Source organism: Rothia sp. HSID18069, from assembly GCF_003989155.1.
Taxonomy (GTDB): Bacteria; Actinomycetota; Actinomycetes; order Actinomycetales; family Micrococcaceae; genus Rothia; species Rothia aeria.
Window position 1 is genome coordinate 943,638 of record NZ_RBMG01000001.1, and the last position, 17,738, is coordinate 961,375.

Here is a 17,738-nt window from a genome sequence, read left to right on the forward strand (position 1 = left end):
TCAGCAGCGTGCGTGTTGTAGTGTCTCCACAACCGCACCCCATATTTTCTTATCTGATTTTTAGACTGTAGATAGAAGGTTATTTGTAATGAGCGAATCCACCCAGAAACTCTCAGACGCAGGCGTTTCGATCTGGCTTGATGATCTCTCCCGCGAGCGCCTGACCAGCGGCAACCTTGTTGAGCTGATAAAGAGCAAAAACGTGGTGGGTGTGACCACTAACCCCACTATTTTCGCTGGTGCGCTCTCGAAAGGGGCCGCGTACGCCGGGCAGATGAGCGACTTGGCGGCATCCGGTGCGGATGTTGAAGAAGCCGTGTTCGCAGCCACGACCGATGATGTGCGCGCCGCATGCGATGTATTCAAACCGATTTTTGAGGCCTCACAGGGCTTTGACGGCCGTGTATCGATTGAGGTGGACCCCCGTTTGGCGCGCGATGCCGAGGGTACGAAGAAAATGGCTCGGGAGCTGTACGAGCGGGTGAGCCGTGAAAACGTCATGATTAAGATCCCCGCAACCGTTGAGGGCCTAGAGCCGATTGCGAAAACCTTGGCGGCGGGTATTAGCGTGAACGTGACCCTGATTTTCTCGCTGACCCGGTACCGTGAGGTTATTAACGCCTATATGCTCGGCCTTGAGGAAGCCTTGGAGAACGGCAAGGACCTGTCGAAGATCCACTCGGTGGCTTCGTTCTTTGTCTCCCGGGTTGATACCGAGGTGGATGCTCAGCTAAGCGCGATTGGCACCGATGAGGCGCTGGCGCTCAAGGGTAAGGCTGGGGTGGCGAATGCTCGCCTGGCGTATGAGGTGTTTGAGGAGATGTTCTCCTCCGAACGGTGGAAGCGTCTGGAGCGGAAGGGTGCGAATGTGCAGCGTCCGCTGTGGGCTTCGACCGGTGTGAAGGACCCTGCGCTGCCTGACACCCTGTATGTGACTGGGCTGGTGGCCCCGCACACTGTGAACACTATGCCCGAGGCGACCTTGAACGCTGTGGCGGATCACGGTGAGGTTGTTGGGGATACGGTACGTGCCTCGTATGCGGAGTCTAACGAGGTGCTGGATGCTATTGAGCGCGCCGGTGTTTCGTACCGTGAGGTGGTTGAGAAGCTTGAGGCCGAGGGACTTTCAAAGTTTGATGCCTCTTGGGAGGAACTACTAGACACTGTCCGCGGTGCTCTTCAGAACGCGAAATAGCGGCAGTGTGGGGTGCCAGCGGGCTTTCCCGAACGGTACAATTGGCAAGGCATAAACCTTGATGGTGCGTGCACCCCGCCGTGATTTCTGAGGCGGGGTGTATTGCGCCAGCATAGAGGCAACCAAAGGATTTTTATTGTGACTATCGGCCACGAGTCGAACCCGCTGCGGGATTCACGCGACCGGCGTTTGGCGCGTATTGCGGGCCCTTCTGCCCTGGTTTTCTTCGGCGTCACGGGTGATCTCGCCCGTAAGAAGCTGCTTCCTGCTGTCTACGATCTGATGAACAGGGGCCTGCTTCCGCCCAGTTTTGGGCTGGTTGGGTATGGCCGCCGTGAGTGGAGCGACGACGATTTCCGTGCCTATGTGCGGGAGTCGGTGCAGGCGCATGCGCGCACTTCGTTCCGTGAAGACGTGTGGAACCAGTTCCAGAAGGGTATGCGTTTTGTGCAGGGTGCGTTCGATGATGATGCCGCTTATGAGCGTCTCAAAGGCACTCTGGCGGAGCTGGATGAGCGCGGTGCCCAGGGTAATCACGCGTTCTACCTGTCGATCCCCCCGAAGGCTTTCGAGCAGGTGCTGTCGAAGCTTGCCGAGCATGGGCTGGCCAGCCGTGAGGAAGATGCGCGCACAACGCATGCTGGCACTGGGTGGCGGCGTGTGGTGGTGGAGAAGCCGTTCGGGCATGACCTTGAGTCGGCCCGTGAGTTGAACGCTATCGTTGAGCGGGTGTTCCCGCCGGATTCAGTGTTCCGCATCGACCATTATTTGGGTAAAGAGACGGTGCAGAATATTTTGGCGATGCGGTTTTCGAACCAGATGTTTGAGCCGGTATGGAATGCTAACTACGTGGATCATGTGCAGATCACGATGGCTGAAGATATTGGTATCGGCTCCCGCGCGGGATACTATGACGGGGTAGGTGCAGCCCGCGACGTGATTCAGAATCACCTGCTGCAGCTGCTTGCGCTGACCGCCATGGAGGAGCCCCTGAGTCTGGACTCTAAGCACCTGCGGGCTGAGAAGGCGAAGGTGCTTGAGGCGGTGCGTGTTGATGACCTTGAGAATTCGTACGCGCTGGGCCAGTACGCTCCCGGGTATCAGGGCGGCGAGCATGTGAACGGGTTCTTTGATGAGAAGGACATCCCGGCTGATTCCCGTACCGAGACGTTCGCGGCGTTGAAGGTCAGTATTGATAACCGCCGCTGGGCGGGCACCCCGTTCTACCTGCGCGCCGGTAAGCGCTTGGGGCGCCGCGTGACTGAGATTGCGGTGCTGTTTAAGAAGTCAGCGGATCGCTTATTCGGTAAGGAAACGGAAGTTCCTGCGGGCCAGAATGCAATCGTGATCCGGGTGCAGCCCAATGAGGGCATGACCATACGTTTTGCGGCGAAGGTTCCCGGCACTCAGATGGAGATCCGTGACGTGAACATGGACTTTGGGTACGGGCATTCTTTCACTGAGGAGTCGCCGGAGGCGTATGAGCGCCTGATTCTGGATGTGCTCTTGGGTGAGCCGCCGCTGTTCCCCCGCCATGAGGAGGTTGAGCTTTCGTGGAAGATCCTTGACCCGTTTGAGGAGTACTGGGAAGAGCACAAGATTAAACCTGAGCCTTACGAGTCCGGTTCGTGGGGCCCGCGTTCGGCGCATCAGATGCTTGAACGCGATAACCGTGCCTGGAGGCGCCCGTGATTTCGCATCTGCACCACACGAATGTTTCTGCTATTTCCAAGGAACTTTCCCAACAGCTGGCGGCTAACGGCAGCCTCAGCAGCGGCCGTGTGCTGACTCTGGTGGTACTGGCTGAGAAGGGACATTCCCGTGAGGCACTGAATGCCGCGATTCGTGCCTCCCATGAGCACCCCAGCCGCATTATTGTGCACATCGCGCACAGTGAGACCGACCCCGACCAGCTGGATGCCGAGATCCATGTGGGTGGTGAGGCTGGCGCCTCAGAACTCATTATTCTGCGCGGCTGGGGCAGTGCCTCCAAACCGACGGAGGCGCTGATCTCCGGGCTGCTTCTGCCGGACGCGCCGATTGTGGTGTGGTGGCCCCATTATGTGCCCGATAACCCGGCCGAGGATTCACTTGGGAAGATTGCGCAGCGCCGCATTACCGATTCCGCGCGCGCATATGACCCGATGGCTGTGTTAACCCACCTGTCGCAGGTATACCAGGCCGGGGATACTGACCTGGCGTGGACCCGCCTGACGCTGTGGCGCACCCAGCTGGCGGCGCTCATGGAACAGATGCCGTACTCCCCGGTCAAACGGGTGGTGGTGTGGGGTTCTGAGAAGTCCCCGTCGGTGGTTCTGCTGGGTGCCTGGCTGGGCTGGAAGCTGCAGGCCGAGGTTAGTTTGGCCACTATTGGCGCGGCGGAGCGCGGCCTGTACCGTGTGGCCATTGAGCGTGAGGACGGGCAGACTGTGATGTTCCGCCCGGGCAAGAGCATTGCGATCTTGGAAACCCCGCACGCCCCGCAGCAGCAGATTGCGCTGCCGGTGCGCACCCTGGCGGAGTGCATTTCTGAGGAACTGCGTCGCCTTGACCCTGATGACACATACGGGGAAGTGCTGAAGTCGGCGTTCCCCACGATCGAGATGCACCCCACCCGCTGTGACTCTGAGCCGCTTCTTGACGAGCGGGAATACCCGGAGGTTTTTGATGCCTAAGATTAACAATATTGGTGAGAGCACCCCGACTCTGGTAGCTCATCCTACCCGTGAGGCGTTGGCGGCTGACGCCGTGGGACGTATTTTTGACATTCTGGAGCATGTGCTCACGGAACGTACGGTGGCGCATGTTTCGCTCACTGGCGGCACCATGGGTATTGCGACGCTCCGGGCGTGGGCGGCCTCTGCTCGCGTGAAAGATATCGACTGGTCGCGTGTGCATTTCTGGTTCTCGGATGAGCGGTTTGTGCCTGAGCGGGATGCCGAGCGTAACGATGGGCAGGCGATTGAGGCGCTGCTCGCTGACCTCACTGATTACGGCTTCCCGGTGGAGAACGCACACCGGATAGGCCCTTCAGACGTGATGATTGATGTGGAGGCTGCCGCCGAACATTACGCCTACGAGATGCGTAAATTCGCTGGTTCAGCCGATCCGGTGCGGGTTGAAATGCCCGAGGGCGCCTCCGAGCTTCCGCTAGTGGGCGGCCACGGTGGGGCTGCCGATTCTGAGCCTTCCGGCGGAGGCTGCGGCTGCGGGGGCTGCGGTTGCGGCGGCGGGTCTGGGTCGGATAGTTGGCCGGTGCCGGTGTTTGATGTGACCCTGCTGGGGATGGGCCCGGATGGGCATATTGCTTCCCTCTTTCCGGGGCGTCAGCAGGTTCTGCTGGGTACGGGGCTGCCCGAAGACCCGGTGGATGGTGCGAAAGCAGTGACGGTGATGGTGAAGGACTCCCCCAAGCCCCCCAGCGAGCGGGTTTCGGTGACCCTTCCGGTGATTAATAGTTCACGCCATATTTTCTTCCTCATCACCGGCGGCGATAAACAGGAGGCGACGACTCGCCTTTTGCAGGGGGCGCAGATTCCTGCGGAGCAGCTAACCGCCGACCTGTTACTGGCAACTCCCGCTGTGGGTGCCCGCGGGCAGAAACAAACCCTGATTTTTGCTACTGAGGAGTCGCTGGCTTAGCTGCGGCTTTGCCGGTGTCTCAAAAAGTGGAGTTCCCCTCCGCTCCAGCATATTGTGCAGTCGGCAGTTGCGCTGCACAGATGCTTGGCGGAGGGGCTTTTCTGTCTGCTGCCACCGGGGCGAAAAACGTGTGAGGTCACTGCGGGCTGGTGTTCTGCAGGTACAGCTGGCTCAGTGAAGCAACTGTCGGCTCTAGACAGATATCTGCCTCATCGGGGGCTTCCACTACGTTGGCCCAGGTGAGCGCCAAGTAGTCGGCAACGGTCATGGGTCTGTGGTGCCTGAATGTTTCGAGCATCGCCTGCACAGTCCGGGCTGACTCCACAATATTAATGTAGCCGCGCAGCCCTGCATCGGTGACGGTTACAACGCGTTCGCGCAGGTCAAAGATGAGCGGCAGCGACCCGCGGCCTGCACTGGTGAGCATAAATTTAGTGCGTACCTGGCTGACCTCGTGCACGTCCTTGCCAGCTCCTGCTCGCGGCACCATCGTAAACCCCACGAATAGGTCGTTGACATCCGCCAGTGTGCGCTCCTGCCGGTATAGTTTTTGGCAGGGACACTCTTGCGGCCCGTGTACATGGGTGCCTCCGTACCCGGCGTAGAGGTGCACGGTGGGGATAGCGTAGCGTACCTTCTGAGCGAGAGCTTCAGCAATATTAAGGTCGATGAACTCCCAGGCGCCGCCGGTTCCATCGGTGACGTCTCCACTGTGGTAGGCGTAGTCGTCCACCTGCTGGTCCCCGTACCAGACGCCACCAAGCGGCTCACCTTTCGCGTCGTACAGCATCAGTGAGAGGTCTATATCCGCTGGCGAATCCCAGTATACGAATAGCCTAATAATCTTGTGTGCCCCCTCATGAAGCGGAACACGGCTGAACCGGCACAACCCGTCAAGGGACTGGCTGCTGTTCCGGTTCCCTAGCGGCATGATGAGTTTTCCCGCCCCGGTGGGGGTATAAATATCCATACCGTCGGGGGTGTATATTTTAGTGTTTTCAAGGCGTGCTGCGAAACCATTTTCAATAGCCTGCAACCCGAGCTGCACCTGTGTGCGTGTATGCCTGCTCGCGTCGGTTACCGTCCCCATGCCAGCCTTATCAATCACTAGGCGGTGCTGTGTGCTGCCCCGCCTCAGATTGGTGTACAGGTTGTACAGCTGTACCAGCACAGGCAGCGCAACACGGGGTGCTATACGGGCGAACCCGTCCGCTATGACCTGTTCCTCATCCGGGAACGCCCGGAAGGCCCGGCTGAGCTGCCGGGCAAAAACCCCGGGCCTGCTGCTCAGCAGACGCACCACCTGTTCTGCGTTTTTGCTGCGGTAGGCGGCGTCCACCTCCGATTCGAAGCTGCGCATCCGCCCCCGGTACAGGTCATCGGCCCACCGCTGTAAATGCTTAAGTGAGGGGTAGTCACCGGGGTGTATGGTGCGTGCCAGCCGTTTGAACTGTTCGGAGCGACTGGCGGTGTCGTAGCGGGCGGCCGCATAGTCACGTTCGCACAGTCTATTGATGAGGCGCGCAATGAGGGTGCGTTCGCTGCGGCGCAAGCGTAGCCGGGTGGGCGTGCTCAGGCTGAGGTCGGCCTCGTTCCCGTTTGCTCCGCTGAAGGCAACAGCTAGACGCAGCACCTCGTTGAGGGTTCTCATCTGCTGAACATAACAACGATCAATGTGCACTGTGAGAAACGCCAGGTTCTCGCGGTACGCACTCGCGTGTTCTAGTGCGGGCAGCTTATGGTACGCACGCAGGTAATCGGCGAGGGTGAGCAGATCGGCGCGGTCGGTCTCACTGTACACCTGGTTCTGCGCGGCGATAGCGGTAAAAAGTTCCTGCGCTAAGGCTGCGCATGGCGTGTTCCCGCGCAGCAGTATCACCTGGTTCTGGTCGCGTTCTCCGCGTCTATAGGTGGTGCGGGGGCGGGGGTCTTGAGTGTCGTATGGAAGTAGCGGGTGCTTGAGATGCCCGTAGATGGGGGTGTAGAACTCTCGGTCCTCACGCGGGGCGAATGCATCCAACAGGTCACCTGTGGCGATGGAACGGGTGATATAGTGCAGAATCTGTTCCGTGTAGCGTTGCCTGTCGCTTAGGTGAAGTTGGCGCATATCAAAGTCTCGGCGGAAGGCCCGCCCTCCCCGGGCGCCGCGCAGGTGTTTCCAGTCGGCGGTGAACTCATCAAATTCTGTGTAGCTCATGGTGGCCAGTACGGCACGGGAATCTTGGGCAATAGCCACCCCGAGCTCCGTCAGTTCTTCAATGCGCGGACCCAGAATTCTCCGCACACGGTGGCGCAGCCCTTCAGTGATGGTGGGTGTTTCTATGATCCAGCGGTTGGCGGGTTCACCGGGCAGGATATAGACCCCGGTGCGGCGGAGAATGACTTGGTGCAGCGTTGCCACGTTTTTCTCTTTTCTAATAATTCCCGTTAGAGGCTAGCCGAGATCCTGCCGACGGTGTGTGGTTGGGGTACAAAATGACGGGTGGATTATATCCACCCGTCATCAATAAAGTGCTCGCGGTAAGCGCATTCTCTGAAATTGCGTAACCAGGCAAGAGAAAGTAAGAGAATGCATGATCCGCGATTGAGCCTTCTACGGGATTCGAACCCGCTACATCCCGTACAGCGGTGCTGTCATAGCAGCCACTGTTGATGAAGACGAATCGTCCACTCTGTGATTTTCAGGTTCCAATATATGCGCGACATGTAGTATTGTCAATTTTCAATGGCTATTCTTCGTCAGATATAGCTAGTGCTTGTTCTTGTGCTTGACGGGCAAGCTCCGTCGAGCACGGACTCAGCGCGCTCAACGCCCGCAGATTCTTCGCCAACACAGTCGAACCCTTCATCTTCGGACGCAAAACCTCAGGAATCTCAACACTCACACCATACTCCCCCGCCAACTGAGCAAGTAACTGCACGAGCGCACCACCCCGGTTCAGCTCCCCCACCACCGGCAGCAGCCCCTGCAAAACCTGACAGACACGCCACCCCGCCAGAGGGCTAATAGAAGCAGCATCCTGCAAGGTCTCGATAACCCTCCCAACTATCACGTACTCCCCCTGCAGCATCCACCCCAGCTCTGCGGCAAACATGCCGGTGTCAAGCATATCGCGGTCCGCGAGGGCTGCAAGCGCCTGTGCCGTGGCGGAACGGTACTGCCGTTCAGCTGCGGAGGCGGCGTAGGCTAGGAACGAGTATGAAGGCTCGCCCAGCACCTGGTGGGCGTGTTCGAAAGCTTCAAGTGCAGGCTCCATACCGTGTATGACTTTCGCAAATTTGGCGCCTTTAACGGCGGGCATCATATGGGCTGCGAATATATCTGGGTTGTTCTGAGTTAGCCACGCGTACCACTGGATGACGGCGCGCATCGCTGGCAGTTCGCGCTGCTCAGTGTCCCGGCTCTCATACTCTGCCCTGACGCTATCGACCAGCAGGGCGGCCTGCTCAAACGGGGTTTCGGTGGTAACAGGCTGTTCTTCGTGAACGGCCCAGGCCACATAGTAGTTTCCGTAGATCCGTTCAAAGTCGGCGTTGAGTGGTTTCTGGGGCACGGTAATACGCCGCCATGTGCGTTGTACCGCTGGCAGCGGTTCACACACGATGCCGCTGCCGCAGGTGTCGGGGGTGAGTATGCGCGATATTTGTTCGCTCAGCAGGGCAACCGGGCCGCGGCTATTCCTTATCTCTACCGTGCACTCAGCATCCCAGTATTCTTCGTCGGAATAGTATTGTCCGTCCTCTAAATATTCCCCAGTAATACTACTGATGCGACGGTCATATTCGTATCCTGGGAATTTTTGCGGGGCAACACTATCCCCCTCTTTGGCACATAATTTAAGAATTATTCCTACAAGGTATTCGAGGTTATTGTAGGTATTTCCGTCACTATTTTCGAGATATTTTTTCAGATATTCCTGCTGCGCTTTATCTAAGTCAATATTGCGGTACTCTGCAATATAGGCTAATAACCGCGGAATATCAGCCCCGTCACCGGTATTGTTGAGGAGCTCGAAAAGTATTTCTTGCGCCTGCGCAGCGCTATCGATCGGTGGCCGGGAGGTAAAGAAATCATCTGGTTCCCGGTGCTGGGGTACCGCATCGGGAATACTGCCGGGTTGAGCTGTGGGAGCGTTCGTATCCGTGTTATCCGCAGCATGGCTGAGGAGCTTCCCGGTGATATGACCGGCTTGGTCCCTCAACTCTACAGGGAGGGTACTGGCTGCTTGCCCAACGATGCGGGTGATCTGTTCGCACAGGTGCGGGCGGGCTTTCACTAGTTCAGCGAGTATGCGCAGCTGGCTCTTCAGGATTTTCTTTTCGGTACGCATTAGAACAGCCTGCGAGGCATCCACCAGTGTATGCACTTGGTGATCGGTCAGCTCCCCCAGTATAGGTAGCAGCTGCTTTTGGGCAAGCCCCACTACGGTTGATGGTTGAGAGCACAGCAGCGCGATAAGTTCGGTGGCATGCTCTGTGATTTCTTGCCCGTTTGGCTGCATACCCAAGTAGAAGGAGCGGTATGTTGTGGCGTCGGGGTTAGTATCTGCGGCCAGCAGCCCTTTAAGAGACTCCGCAAACACGCGCTCCCGAAACCCCTCATAATGCTCCTGCAGAAAAAGCAGCAACTCAATGGTTTTTAGGTGGCGCCCCGGGGCAACATAAAATTCATCTCCCACTCCGTTGCTGAAAAGATCCCAAAACTCCTGTGTTAAAAGCAGCGGATCATTATTAAATATGTCAAGAAGCGGGGCAAATCCTCGGGATGATACAGAGTTATCTCGTATAACGTAATTCTTATACGCATACAGGTACCCGACACTGACGCAGCGCAGCTGGCGGCTACGCAGAAAACGGTGCGCAATCTCGAAATATATTTTACCTTCTGCAAGCTGCACATACTGGTCAATAAATTCCAGCCCCCATGCATCAGGGCGCTCATTGAGCCCCATTTCAAAATAACGCCCCGCCTGCTGCGCAATATTGTCTTGCCACCCGGTATGCCGGTTAAATTGCCGCAGCAGCGAGGCAGCCCGGCTGGGCTTTTCGGTGAGCGCCCCAATAGCGTAGAGCGCAACCGGGTGGTAGGTGTAGTCCTTGCCCATAAGCCGGGTGGGCGAAAGAACACGGTACAGGGCTGCACGTTCCTCTTCTCCGGCTCCCGCTAAAGCGCGGCGGAACTCTGCCACGGGTGCATTATTATCCAATAGTTTTTTCACGAGCGCGCGCCGTTGAGCGAAAGAAGACGGCATATTGTTGCTGGGCATAGTTTCTCCGTGCGTTTTTATGACGGGTTGTTCTTTAGTATTGTGAGCGCTTGTTCTTGTGCTTGATGGGCAAGCTCCGTCGGGTGCGGACTCAGCGCGCTCAACGCCCGCAGATTCTTCGCCAGCACAGTGGAGCCTTTCATCTTTGGCTGCAAACACTCCGGGATATTAATGACCGCTCCGTACTGCTGGGCCAACTGAGCAAGTAACTGCACGAGCGCACCGCCCCGGTTCAGTTCCCCCACCACCGGCAGCAGCCCCTGCAAAACCTGACAGACACGCCACCCCGCCAACGGGCTAATGGAAGCGGCATCTGTGAGGGTGCGAACTAACCTCTGCGCCTGCACATATTGGTGACTCAGCAGCCACGAAAGCTCCGCTGAGAACGCATCAGGATCCAGCATGCCGCGCCCCGCTAGGGCAGCGATGCACTCGGCCGCATGGGCACGAACCTGTTCCTGCCGCGCGCTGGCACACGCCGCTATTGCACAGTACGATGGGGCGCCCAGCACACTGTGCGTATCCGCAAGAGCCCGCAGCACCTGCACCTCGGCACCTGCCGATTGCGTCTCATACACCACCGCGAAACATGCGGGCGCGAACTGGGCAGCCAGCACATCCGGGGTGTTCTGGGTCAGCCACGCATACCATTGAACAACCAGTTCCATGCCGGTACCGTACTGGGCCTCCTCTATGCGACGCTGGTACTCGCCAGCCACCCGGTGCACGTTCAGCACCCGCCACGCAAACGGGGACTTTTCAGGTGCAGCGTGCGGGTAGAAGACTTGCCGCCACTGCGGTAGGCGGCCGCCGGGGACTTTCTTCGCGTCCAGCCAGATCCAGGCTGATATATGTTGGAATACCGCCCAGCTGCGTGCCCATTCATAGTTTTCAGCCGGTAGCGGCTCGGTAATAAGCGCAATAAGCTCCGTACGGTATGGCCACAGCTCTTGAGAGCCTTCAACAACCGGCTGCTGCTCCGTCTGGTGTGCGTGCACCCATTTGAACTGCTGCACCAGCACATCAGCTGGACGAGATGAGAGAGGATGATGTTTAGTTTTCTCGTACTTCTGAAACTTAAGCACTGGAGCCTTATAGTTGTCCGCATCTTTAAGATGAGGCCGCATGGTGAGGTACCTCATGTATGCGCCCGGGTCGGCATCACGTGGTCCGGTGTTAAACCCCTGCATGAGTTGATGCGGCGCGAGGGCTTCAGGGCCTAGTTCGACCATCGGGTGCTGCATGAGGTAGGCGAGCATCCGGGGAATGTCCGCACCATCGTACCCGTCACAGAATAGGTGCCGAAACTCGTGATCATTTGTAATGGGCGCACGCGGGGCGAAGAACCCGACGGGTTCTTGTTTCTGTGGTGTTATATCGGGAATGTGTATACTCGCGGCGGTTTTACCCGCATCCGTTATACCCTTGTCTGTCCCCTCAACAGTGCTTGTAGATACTGCTGCGGGGGCGATAAGCTTGCGGGCACCCGGCTGCACATCCAGCGGCATAGACTCCACGGCATCCGCCACTAGGGTGCTGACCTGGGCAGCACACTCAGGGTGGGCCTTCACCAGTTTCGTCAGTAACCGCAGCTGGGCGCGCAGCACCTTCTTCTCGGTGCGAAATAGCACGGCTGCCGATGCATCTACCACAGCTAGCGCCTGTTCACCGGAAGCCTTATCAACTGCGGTATTCAACATATCTTGCGCCAGTGAAACACTGGGTGAGGGGGCTGCCCCCAGCACCGATACGTACAGCTGGAAAAGCCCCAAAATTTCTTCTCTGCTTGGCTGCAGAGCACGGTGAAGGTGACCGAAAATAGCGCTGTTCGCAGCCGAAAAATCACGCAGTAGCGCCCGCAGAGTTTCCTCCAGCGCACGCTCACGCACGCCCTCAAAACGCTCACACATATACCGCATGAAAGCTATGGCGGCATCACGTTGACCAAGCCGGCCGCGCAGCAGCCCTTCACTTCTAAAAAGTGCCCAAAAGTCGTGCTCCAGCAGAAGCGGGTCTGACCGGAAGAACTTTTCAATTGTTAGCTTGTGGGGGTTGTACCGTTTGAATGCTTCCTCATTGGCGCGCATCGGCGGAATCATGTGGGTCAAAAGCTCCAGGTAGGCTGGGGATTCACTCACGAGGTGGCGGTTCCGAAGCACCGTATGAACCGGTTCCCATGCGTCTTGGGCTTCCGTCCACGGGTCGTGCTCCACTGCGGCAAGCTGCAGAACCCATTCGTCGCTCCGCTCGGTCAGGCCCGCTATGAACCATCCCAGGTGTTCCCTGTGGGTATCGGCGCTGCACCGTGTACGCGAAATGTACCCCACCGTACACCAGGTACGGATTGCGGTGGCGGGGCTGCTCGTCAGAGCACCCAGCAGGTAGAACCCTAAACTGGTAAGGGCTTCGGGGGCTTGGGCTGCTTCCCGTTCACTTCCAAGTATTTTTGCGGGTTGTACGGTGCGTGCCAACGAGGCGCGTTCCTCTTCGGTGGCTCCGCGGATAGCCTCCCGGTAGGCCTCCATATTAATGGGGCCGGTGCTTTTAAGCATGGTTTTGAGGCGGGCACGGCGCTCAGTGAGCGTGATTGGCTGGGGCATGGGGTATCTCCTGGGGTATGGTGTCGGTGCTGGCGCTTGCGGTTACGCAGGGTTGGTGTTGTTAGCCTGTTCTTGTGCTTGGCGGGCAAGCTCCGTCGAACACGGACCCAGCGCGCTCAACGCCCGCAGATTCTTCGCCAACACAGTCGAACCCTTCATCTTCGGACGCAAAACCTCAGGAATTTCAACACTCACACCATACTCCCCCGCCAAATGAGCAAGTAACTGCACGAGCGCACCACCCCGATTAATCTCCCCCACCACCGGCAGCAGCCCCTGCAGCACCTGACAGACACGCCACCCCACCAACGGGCTAATAGAAGCAGCATCCTGCAGAGTCTCAACAACACGGTTTGCTGGCACATATTTATCTTTTAAAAGCTGCATTAATTCAGCAGAAAACGCGTAGGTATCAAACATGTCGCGGTCTGCGAGAGTGGCGAGTGTTTCCGCCGCGAGGGCGCGGTAGCCGGTGTCTTTAGCGGCAGTAGCGAACCCCAGTGCACAGTATGCGGGTGCGCCAAGAGAACGCCAGCTCTGTGCAAGGGCGGTGAGCACAATTTCTAGCCCGTACACTTTCTTCTCATATAAGGCCGCCGTCATCAGAGGCATCATATGGGCCGCAAAAATATCCGGGTTATTGTATAGAAGCCATGCGCACCACTGCACCACCAGCCGGTACCAGCGGCAGGTACTAGCTTTGTCCATATTCTCGCTGTAGTCGGCAGAAATCACAACGGCCGTGAGTGCTGCCTCAGCAAACGAGGCGTCTTTTGGCTGCCGGGTAACACCCAGTTTGCGCCACCCAACATACCCGGGGAAGCCCTCTACGATCCTGCCCGCAACATACACGTTCCGCCGCTTTGACCAGTCCACCGCAACGCGTTCCCACACGCACTGCGCGGCCGGAAGCGGGGTTGTGACCACAGGCTCCAGTTCCTTTTTATAGGGTTTATCGGCATACGCGAACTGCTCCTGCAACAGTACCTGCGGCCCGCGTGACTTCGCGCGCGAGAACAGATAGTTTTCCCGATACTTCTGCATAAAATCACAGTGGGTGAGCTTTAACCGGTAGGATTTGAGAGCCAGGTAGCTGAGGCTGGCCCGCAGCTCGTCCTTCACCGCATCCCAGTAACGCAAATTCTTATTGTGGCTATATATGCGTTCTTGAGTGGCCTTATCCATCTCAATGCTTCGGTTGGCTTTCCGGCTCTGCACCATATAAGCGAGCAGGCGCGGCAGCTGTGTCTCTTGCGTCTCTTCTTCCAAAACTTTGAGAAGAACCTCTACGCATTCAGCGTCATCCGCGATAGGGGTAAGCGGTTCCGCCTCCCGCCCCGGTTCACGGTCACGCGGGGCCGCCTCGGGAATAATAATGCTTCCCGTCTCTCCCTCAGCGTCGGGGGTGTTCGGGGCAGTGACAGGCTCATCAATTATGAGTTTACGGGCGGTACTTTGCACATCTAACGGCAGGGTGTTGGCGGCAGCCGCCACGAGGGCACTGACTTGGGCTGCACATTCGGGGCGGGTTTTCACCAGTTTCGTCAGTAACCGCAGTTGGGCACGAAGCACTTTCTTCTCGGTGCGCAAAAGCACAGTGGCAGAGGCGTCCATGAGCTCCGCCGCCTGCTCCTGGTCCAGCTGCGGGATAAGTGGGGTGAGCATGTCTTGGGCTAGGCCCACGGAGGTTGAAGGGGACGCGCCCAGTACGGACACAAGGGTACCGAAGCGGCTGAGGTTCTCAGCTTCGGTGGGGTGCATCCCGCGGTAAAGCGCGTGGAATATCCGCGTGTTAGCCGGGGAGAAATCACGGAGCATCGCCTGCAGGCATTCGGTAAGAACCCGGTCACGGAACCCGCTGTAGTTGTCGCTCAGCAGTTTAGTGAGGGCTAGCATACTGCCGTTGGGGTGGAAAAATCCGTAGGTGTATTCCTCTAGCATGGCGCCCTCCACCCGGAAAAGTGCCCAGAACTCTTCAAAGCGGGCAGGATCTTCTGCAAAAAATTCCAGGGCTTCCTGGTGGTTGTGGGTCGAGGCAGTGTTCACTGCGGGAATACGGGCCTGGAATCCTTTCAGGTACTCTTCGTCTTCACAAATGAGCCCGCGTTCCCGCAGTAATGTCTGACTGAGAGGCCATAGTTCATCCATGAAACAGGTTTCCGCCACGTATTCCAGCACCCAGTCGTTAGGGCGTTCGGAGGCGCCTGCGGCCGCGTACCGGGCGATGGCGTCCCGGTGTTTATAGTTATCCCAGCACAGTTGCAGAATAAGCTGCGCGGCTCGGGCAGGTTTTTTAGTGAGGGCAGTAACCGCGTACGTCCCCAACGGGGTAAACCGGTTTTTGGGTTCTTTCAATTTAGTGGGCGAGAGGGTACGCACTAGTGAGGCGCGTTCCTCCTCGGTAGCCCCAGAAAGCACTTTCTGGTATTCCTCAACCGGCTTGTGCTCAGCGATCAGCTGCTTCAGGCGGGTGCGGCGCTCGGTGAGTGTGAGAGTCTTATGTTCTGAGGTGGTCATAGTATTTCTTTCTCATATATGGCGGGGTGTTCGTGCTGTATAGGCCGCTAACGGCATTCTGCTATGCCTCCTAGGTATTAGCAGGCGTTACCGGCCGCTACTTGTTGGGCCTGTTCGGCGGCTTGGGCTGCTAAATCACTCGGGTGCTCGGTAAGTTTATGCAACACTCGCAGGTTTTTTGCCAGCACCGTTGAGCCTTTCATCTTGGGAAGCAGCTCATCCGGAATAGTAACGCTCACCCCGTATTCTTTGGCTAGCTGCACCAATAGCTGCACGAGCACACCACCGCGGTTCACTCTTCCTACCACCGGCAGAACCTCTACGAGTATCTGCAGGGTACGCCACCCCGCCAGCGGGCTAATGGAGGCGGCATCTGCTAGGGTTTGGGCTATGCGAGGCGCTTTGAGGTTGTTCCGTTCCAGTAACCTGCGCAGCTCGGCTGCGTACGCATTGGTGTCCAGCATTCCCCGGTCGGCAAGGCACGCTAGGGTCTCGGCTGCTGCCGCACGGTTATCGGGACCGGCCGCATTACAGGCAATGGCCAGCAGCGAGTGGGATGGTTCTGTCAGCACCCGCCAGCTTTCTGCAAGGGCACCGAGCACAGTATCTAACCCATACGACTTCTTATACGGTGAGGCGGCAATAGCTAAAGGCATGTAGTGGGCTGCTAAAATATCGGGGTTATTCTGCATAAGCCACGCGTACCATTGCACTACCGCACGGTGCTGCGGGTTACTCAACGCATCCTGGGCACGGTCTGAAACCGCAAGACGTATATTAGCGGGTGTCAGACGAGCCGCCTGCTCAAGCGGCAAATCAGCGTCTTCTTCGGTTTCTCCAACCGCGTTCCAGGTAATGAACTCTCTGCCGAGGCCCTCATAGCAAAGCTCATACCAGCCTTGTGGTGTTCCGTAGCTTTTGCCCACGTTCCTCTCCCAGATGCGTTCAACGGAGGGAAGTGGAACCGGCGGCAGAGGCGCCTCAGCGCCGGTGTCAAGGGCTACCAACTGCCGGTGGAGTACCCCGTAGGGACTTGCATAAGTATTCTCCCGATAACCGGGGAAGGTGCCGGGCTGCAGTACGTTTTGGTTGAGGTGATGCTTCAGAACCAGGTAACTCAGATACAGCGCCTGGGCCGAAGGGGTATCAGAGGTCCGTGTCCTGTTGTGCGTGTGGATACGTTTACGGGTTGCCGTATCCAGCTCAACACGCGGGTGCTCATGGAGGTAAACGAGCAGCCGCTGCAGGTTCTTGCCGTGTTCTTCCCCCTCCAGCTGGCCGAAGAGAACATCTAGAAACTCAGCCTCATTATCTATTGGGGGCAGTGGTGTGAGGTTTTCACCGGGGGCACGATCCTGCGGAATAATATCTGGGATACTCACGGTACGGCCAGTGGGTTCAGGGGGCACCGTATCATCGGGGGTCATAAGTTTACGCGCCGTATCCTGCAGATCCAGGGGCAGGGCTTCTACGGTCTCGGCCATTATCCCACTCACCTGTTGCGTAAATTCCGGGTGTGTTTTTACAACTTTCCGCAAAACACGCAATTGGGCGCGAAGAACCTTCTTCTCGGTACGGTACAGCACCGCATGGGACGCATCCACCAATGAGGCGGCTTGCTCGGTATTCATTGCTGGCACTGTTCCCGCCAACGTATCCAAAGCAAAACTGATAAGAGCCGACTGCGGTGCCTCCAATACGGCCAATAACTGTGGCAGGCGCCGCAGGTTCTCGGCAGTGGTGGGCTCCAGCCCACGGTAGAGCACCCAAAAAATACGGGTTTCGCGAAAATCACGGCGCATAGCGGCCAGGCACTCGTCAAGAACACGGTCACGGAACCCCGCATAGTGGCTCGTCAGCAGGCGTACCAGGGCCACAGTGTCGCCTCGGCCGTGCCCGTATGTCTCATAGAGCAGCCCGTCCACCCAGAAAAGCTCCCAGAAATCATGCTCTAGCAGCTCGGGGTTCCGGGCGAAAAACTCTAAAACATCTTTCTGCCCCCGCGAGGATTCGCCAGTGACTACGGGGATGGATTCTCGGAAACCCAGCAGGGCAGAGACGGAAGTATTTTTGAGCCCACGCTCCCGCAAGATAGGGCGTATGGCGTCCCAATAGTTTATAGTCAGCGGATTATTGCTAAACCCCAGCACCCACTCATCGGGGCGTTCCCGCGCACCGGTGGTGAAGGAACTAAGGGCTGTTGAGAACTTTTCATGCTCAAGATGCCACAGTGTGCAGCGCAGTATATAAGCGGCCTGCTCCGCAGTACCCAGCGCGCCCAAGATATAGAACGCACCGGGCCGGGGTGCGCCGTGGGTATCCAGAAGTTCAGTACGTTCCAGAACTTTCGCCAATACAGCCCGTTCTTCTTCATCAGCCCCGCCCACGGTCTTCTGCAGTTCTTCCATTGGGGCGTCACAGTCCACCAGCACCGCCAGCTGGGTGAGGCACTGAGCGGAGGTGAACGTATTCTGTTGCGAATCTTGCATGGGGTTCTTTCATCGGTGAGGCGGCGGC

At 57.8% G+C, this 17,738-nt stretch carries 9 protein-coding genes; 4 read left to right on the plus strand and 5 right to left on the minus strand.

Going from position 1 to position 17,738, the window contains the following annotated elements; translation table 11 throughout:
- Positions 1–88: 88 nt before the first annotated feature.
- From tal to D8M41_RS04215, 4 genes are all read left to right on the plus strand, one after another.
- Positions 89–1,195 carry a transaldolase gene (tal, locus tag D8M41_RS04200; protein WP_006887116.1) on the plus strand — a complete coding sequence of 369 codons (1,107 nt, stop codon included), beginning with the start codon at positions 89–91 and terminating at the stop codon, positions 1,193–1,195.
- A 138-nt stretch (positions 1,196–1,333) separates the two neighbouring features.
- Positions 1,334–2,887, plus strand: a complete 1,554-nt coding sequence (gene zwf, locus D8M41_RS04205) for a glucose-6-phosphate dehydrogenase (protein ID WP_037234360.1) — start codon at positions 1,334–1,336, stop codon at positions 2,885–2,887.
- Positions 2,884–3,870, plus strand: coding sequence for a glucose-6-phosphate dehydrogenase assembly protein OpcA (locus D8M41_RS04210; protein ID WP_126926454.1), 987 nt, complete (start codon positions 2,884–2,886; stop codon positions 3,868–3,870). The genes zwf and D8M41_RS04210 overlap by 4 nt, the downstream gene beginning before the upstream one ends.
- Positions 3,863–4,837, plus strand: coding sequence for a 6-phosphogluconolactonase (locus D8M41_RS04215; RefSeq protein ID WP_126926455.1), 975 nt, complete (start codon positions 3,863–3,865; stop codon positions 4,835–4,837). The genes D8M41_RS04210 and D8M41_RS04215 overlap by 8 nt, the downstream gene beginning before the upstream one ends.
- Before the next feature lie 136 nt (positions 4,838–4,973).
- On the opposite strand, the gene D8M41_RS04220 is transcribed toward D8M41_RS04215, so the two are convergent.
- From D8M41_RS04220 to D8M41_RS04240, 5 genes are all read right to left on the minus strand, one after another.
- Complete coding sequence (locus D8M41_RS04220) at positions 4,974–7,238, minus strand: TerD family protein (protein ID WP_126926456.1); 2,265 nt, start codon at positions 7,236–7,238, stop codon at positions 4,974–4,976.
- 328 nt (positions 7,239–7,566) lie between these two features.
- Positions 7,567–10,104, minus strand: a complete 2,538-nt coding sequence (locus D8M41_RS04225) for a DUF7825 domain-containing protein (RefSeq protein ID WP_126926457.1) — start codon at positions 10,102–10,104, stop codon at positions 7,567–7,569.
- Between the two features lie 17 nt (positions 10,105–10,121).
- Positions 10,122–12,704, minus strand: a complete 2,583-nt coding sequence (locus D8M41_RS04230; RefSeq protein ID WP_126926458.1) for a DUF6493 family protein — start codon at positions 12,702–12,704, stop codon at positions 10,122–10,124.
- Between the two features lie 42 nt (positions 12,705–12,746).
- Entirely contained in the window at positions 12,747–15,221 is a 2,475-nt protein-coding gene (locus D8M41_RS04235) for a DUF6493 family protein (protein ID WP_126926459.1), read from the minus strand.
- Between the two features lie 77 nt (positions 15,222–15,298).
- The gene (locus tag D8M41_RS04240; RefSeq protein WP_126926460.1) at positions 15,299–17,710 is read right to left on the minus strand and encodes a DUF6493 family protein; all 2,412 of its coding nucleotides are present in this window, start codon (positions 17,708–17,710) and stop codon (positions 15,299–15,301) included.
- Positions 17,711–17,738 lie beyond the last annotated feature (28 nt).

Bases quoted from the DNA above. Each gene is read 5' to 3' on its own strand.
- tal (WP_006887116.1), top strand. From the start codon at position 89: ATGAGCGAATCCACCCAGAAACTCTCAGACGCAGGCGTTTCGATCTGG.
- D8M41_RS04215 (WP_126926455.1), top strand. From the start codon at position 3,863: ATGCCTAAGATTAACAATATTGGTGAGAGCACCCCGACTCTGGTAGCT.
- D8M41_RS04225 (WP_126926457.1), bottom strand. From the start codon at position 10,104: ATGCCCAGCAACAATATGCCGTCTTCTTTCGCTCAACGGCGCGCGCTC.
- D8M41_RS04230 (WP_126926458.1), bottom strand. From the start codon at position 12,704: ATGCCCCAGCCAATCACGCTCACTGAGCGCCGTGCCCGCCTCAAAACC.
- D8M41_RS04235 (WP_126926459.1), bottom strand. From the start codon at position 15,221: ATGACCACCTCAGAACATAAGACTCTCACACTCACCGAGCGCCGCACC.
- D8M41_RS04240 (WP_126926460.1), bottom strand. From the start codon at position 17,710: ATGCAAGATTCGCAACAGAATACGTTCACCTCCGCTCAGTGCCTCACC.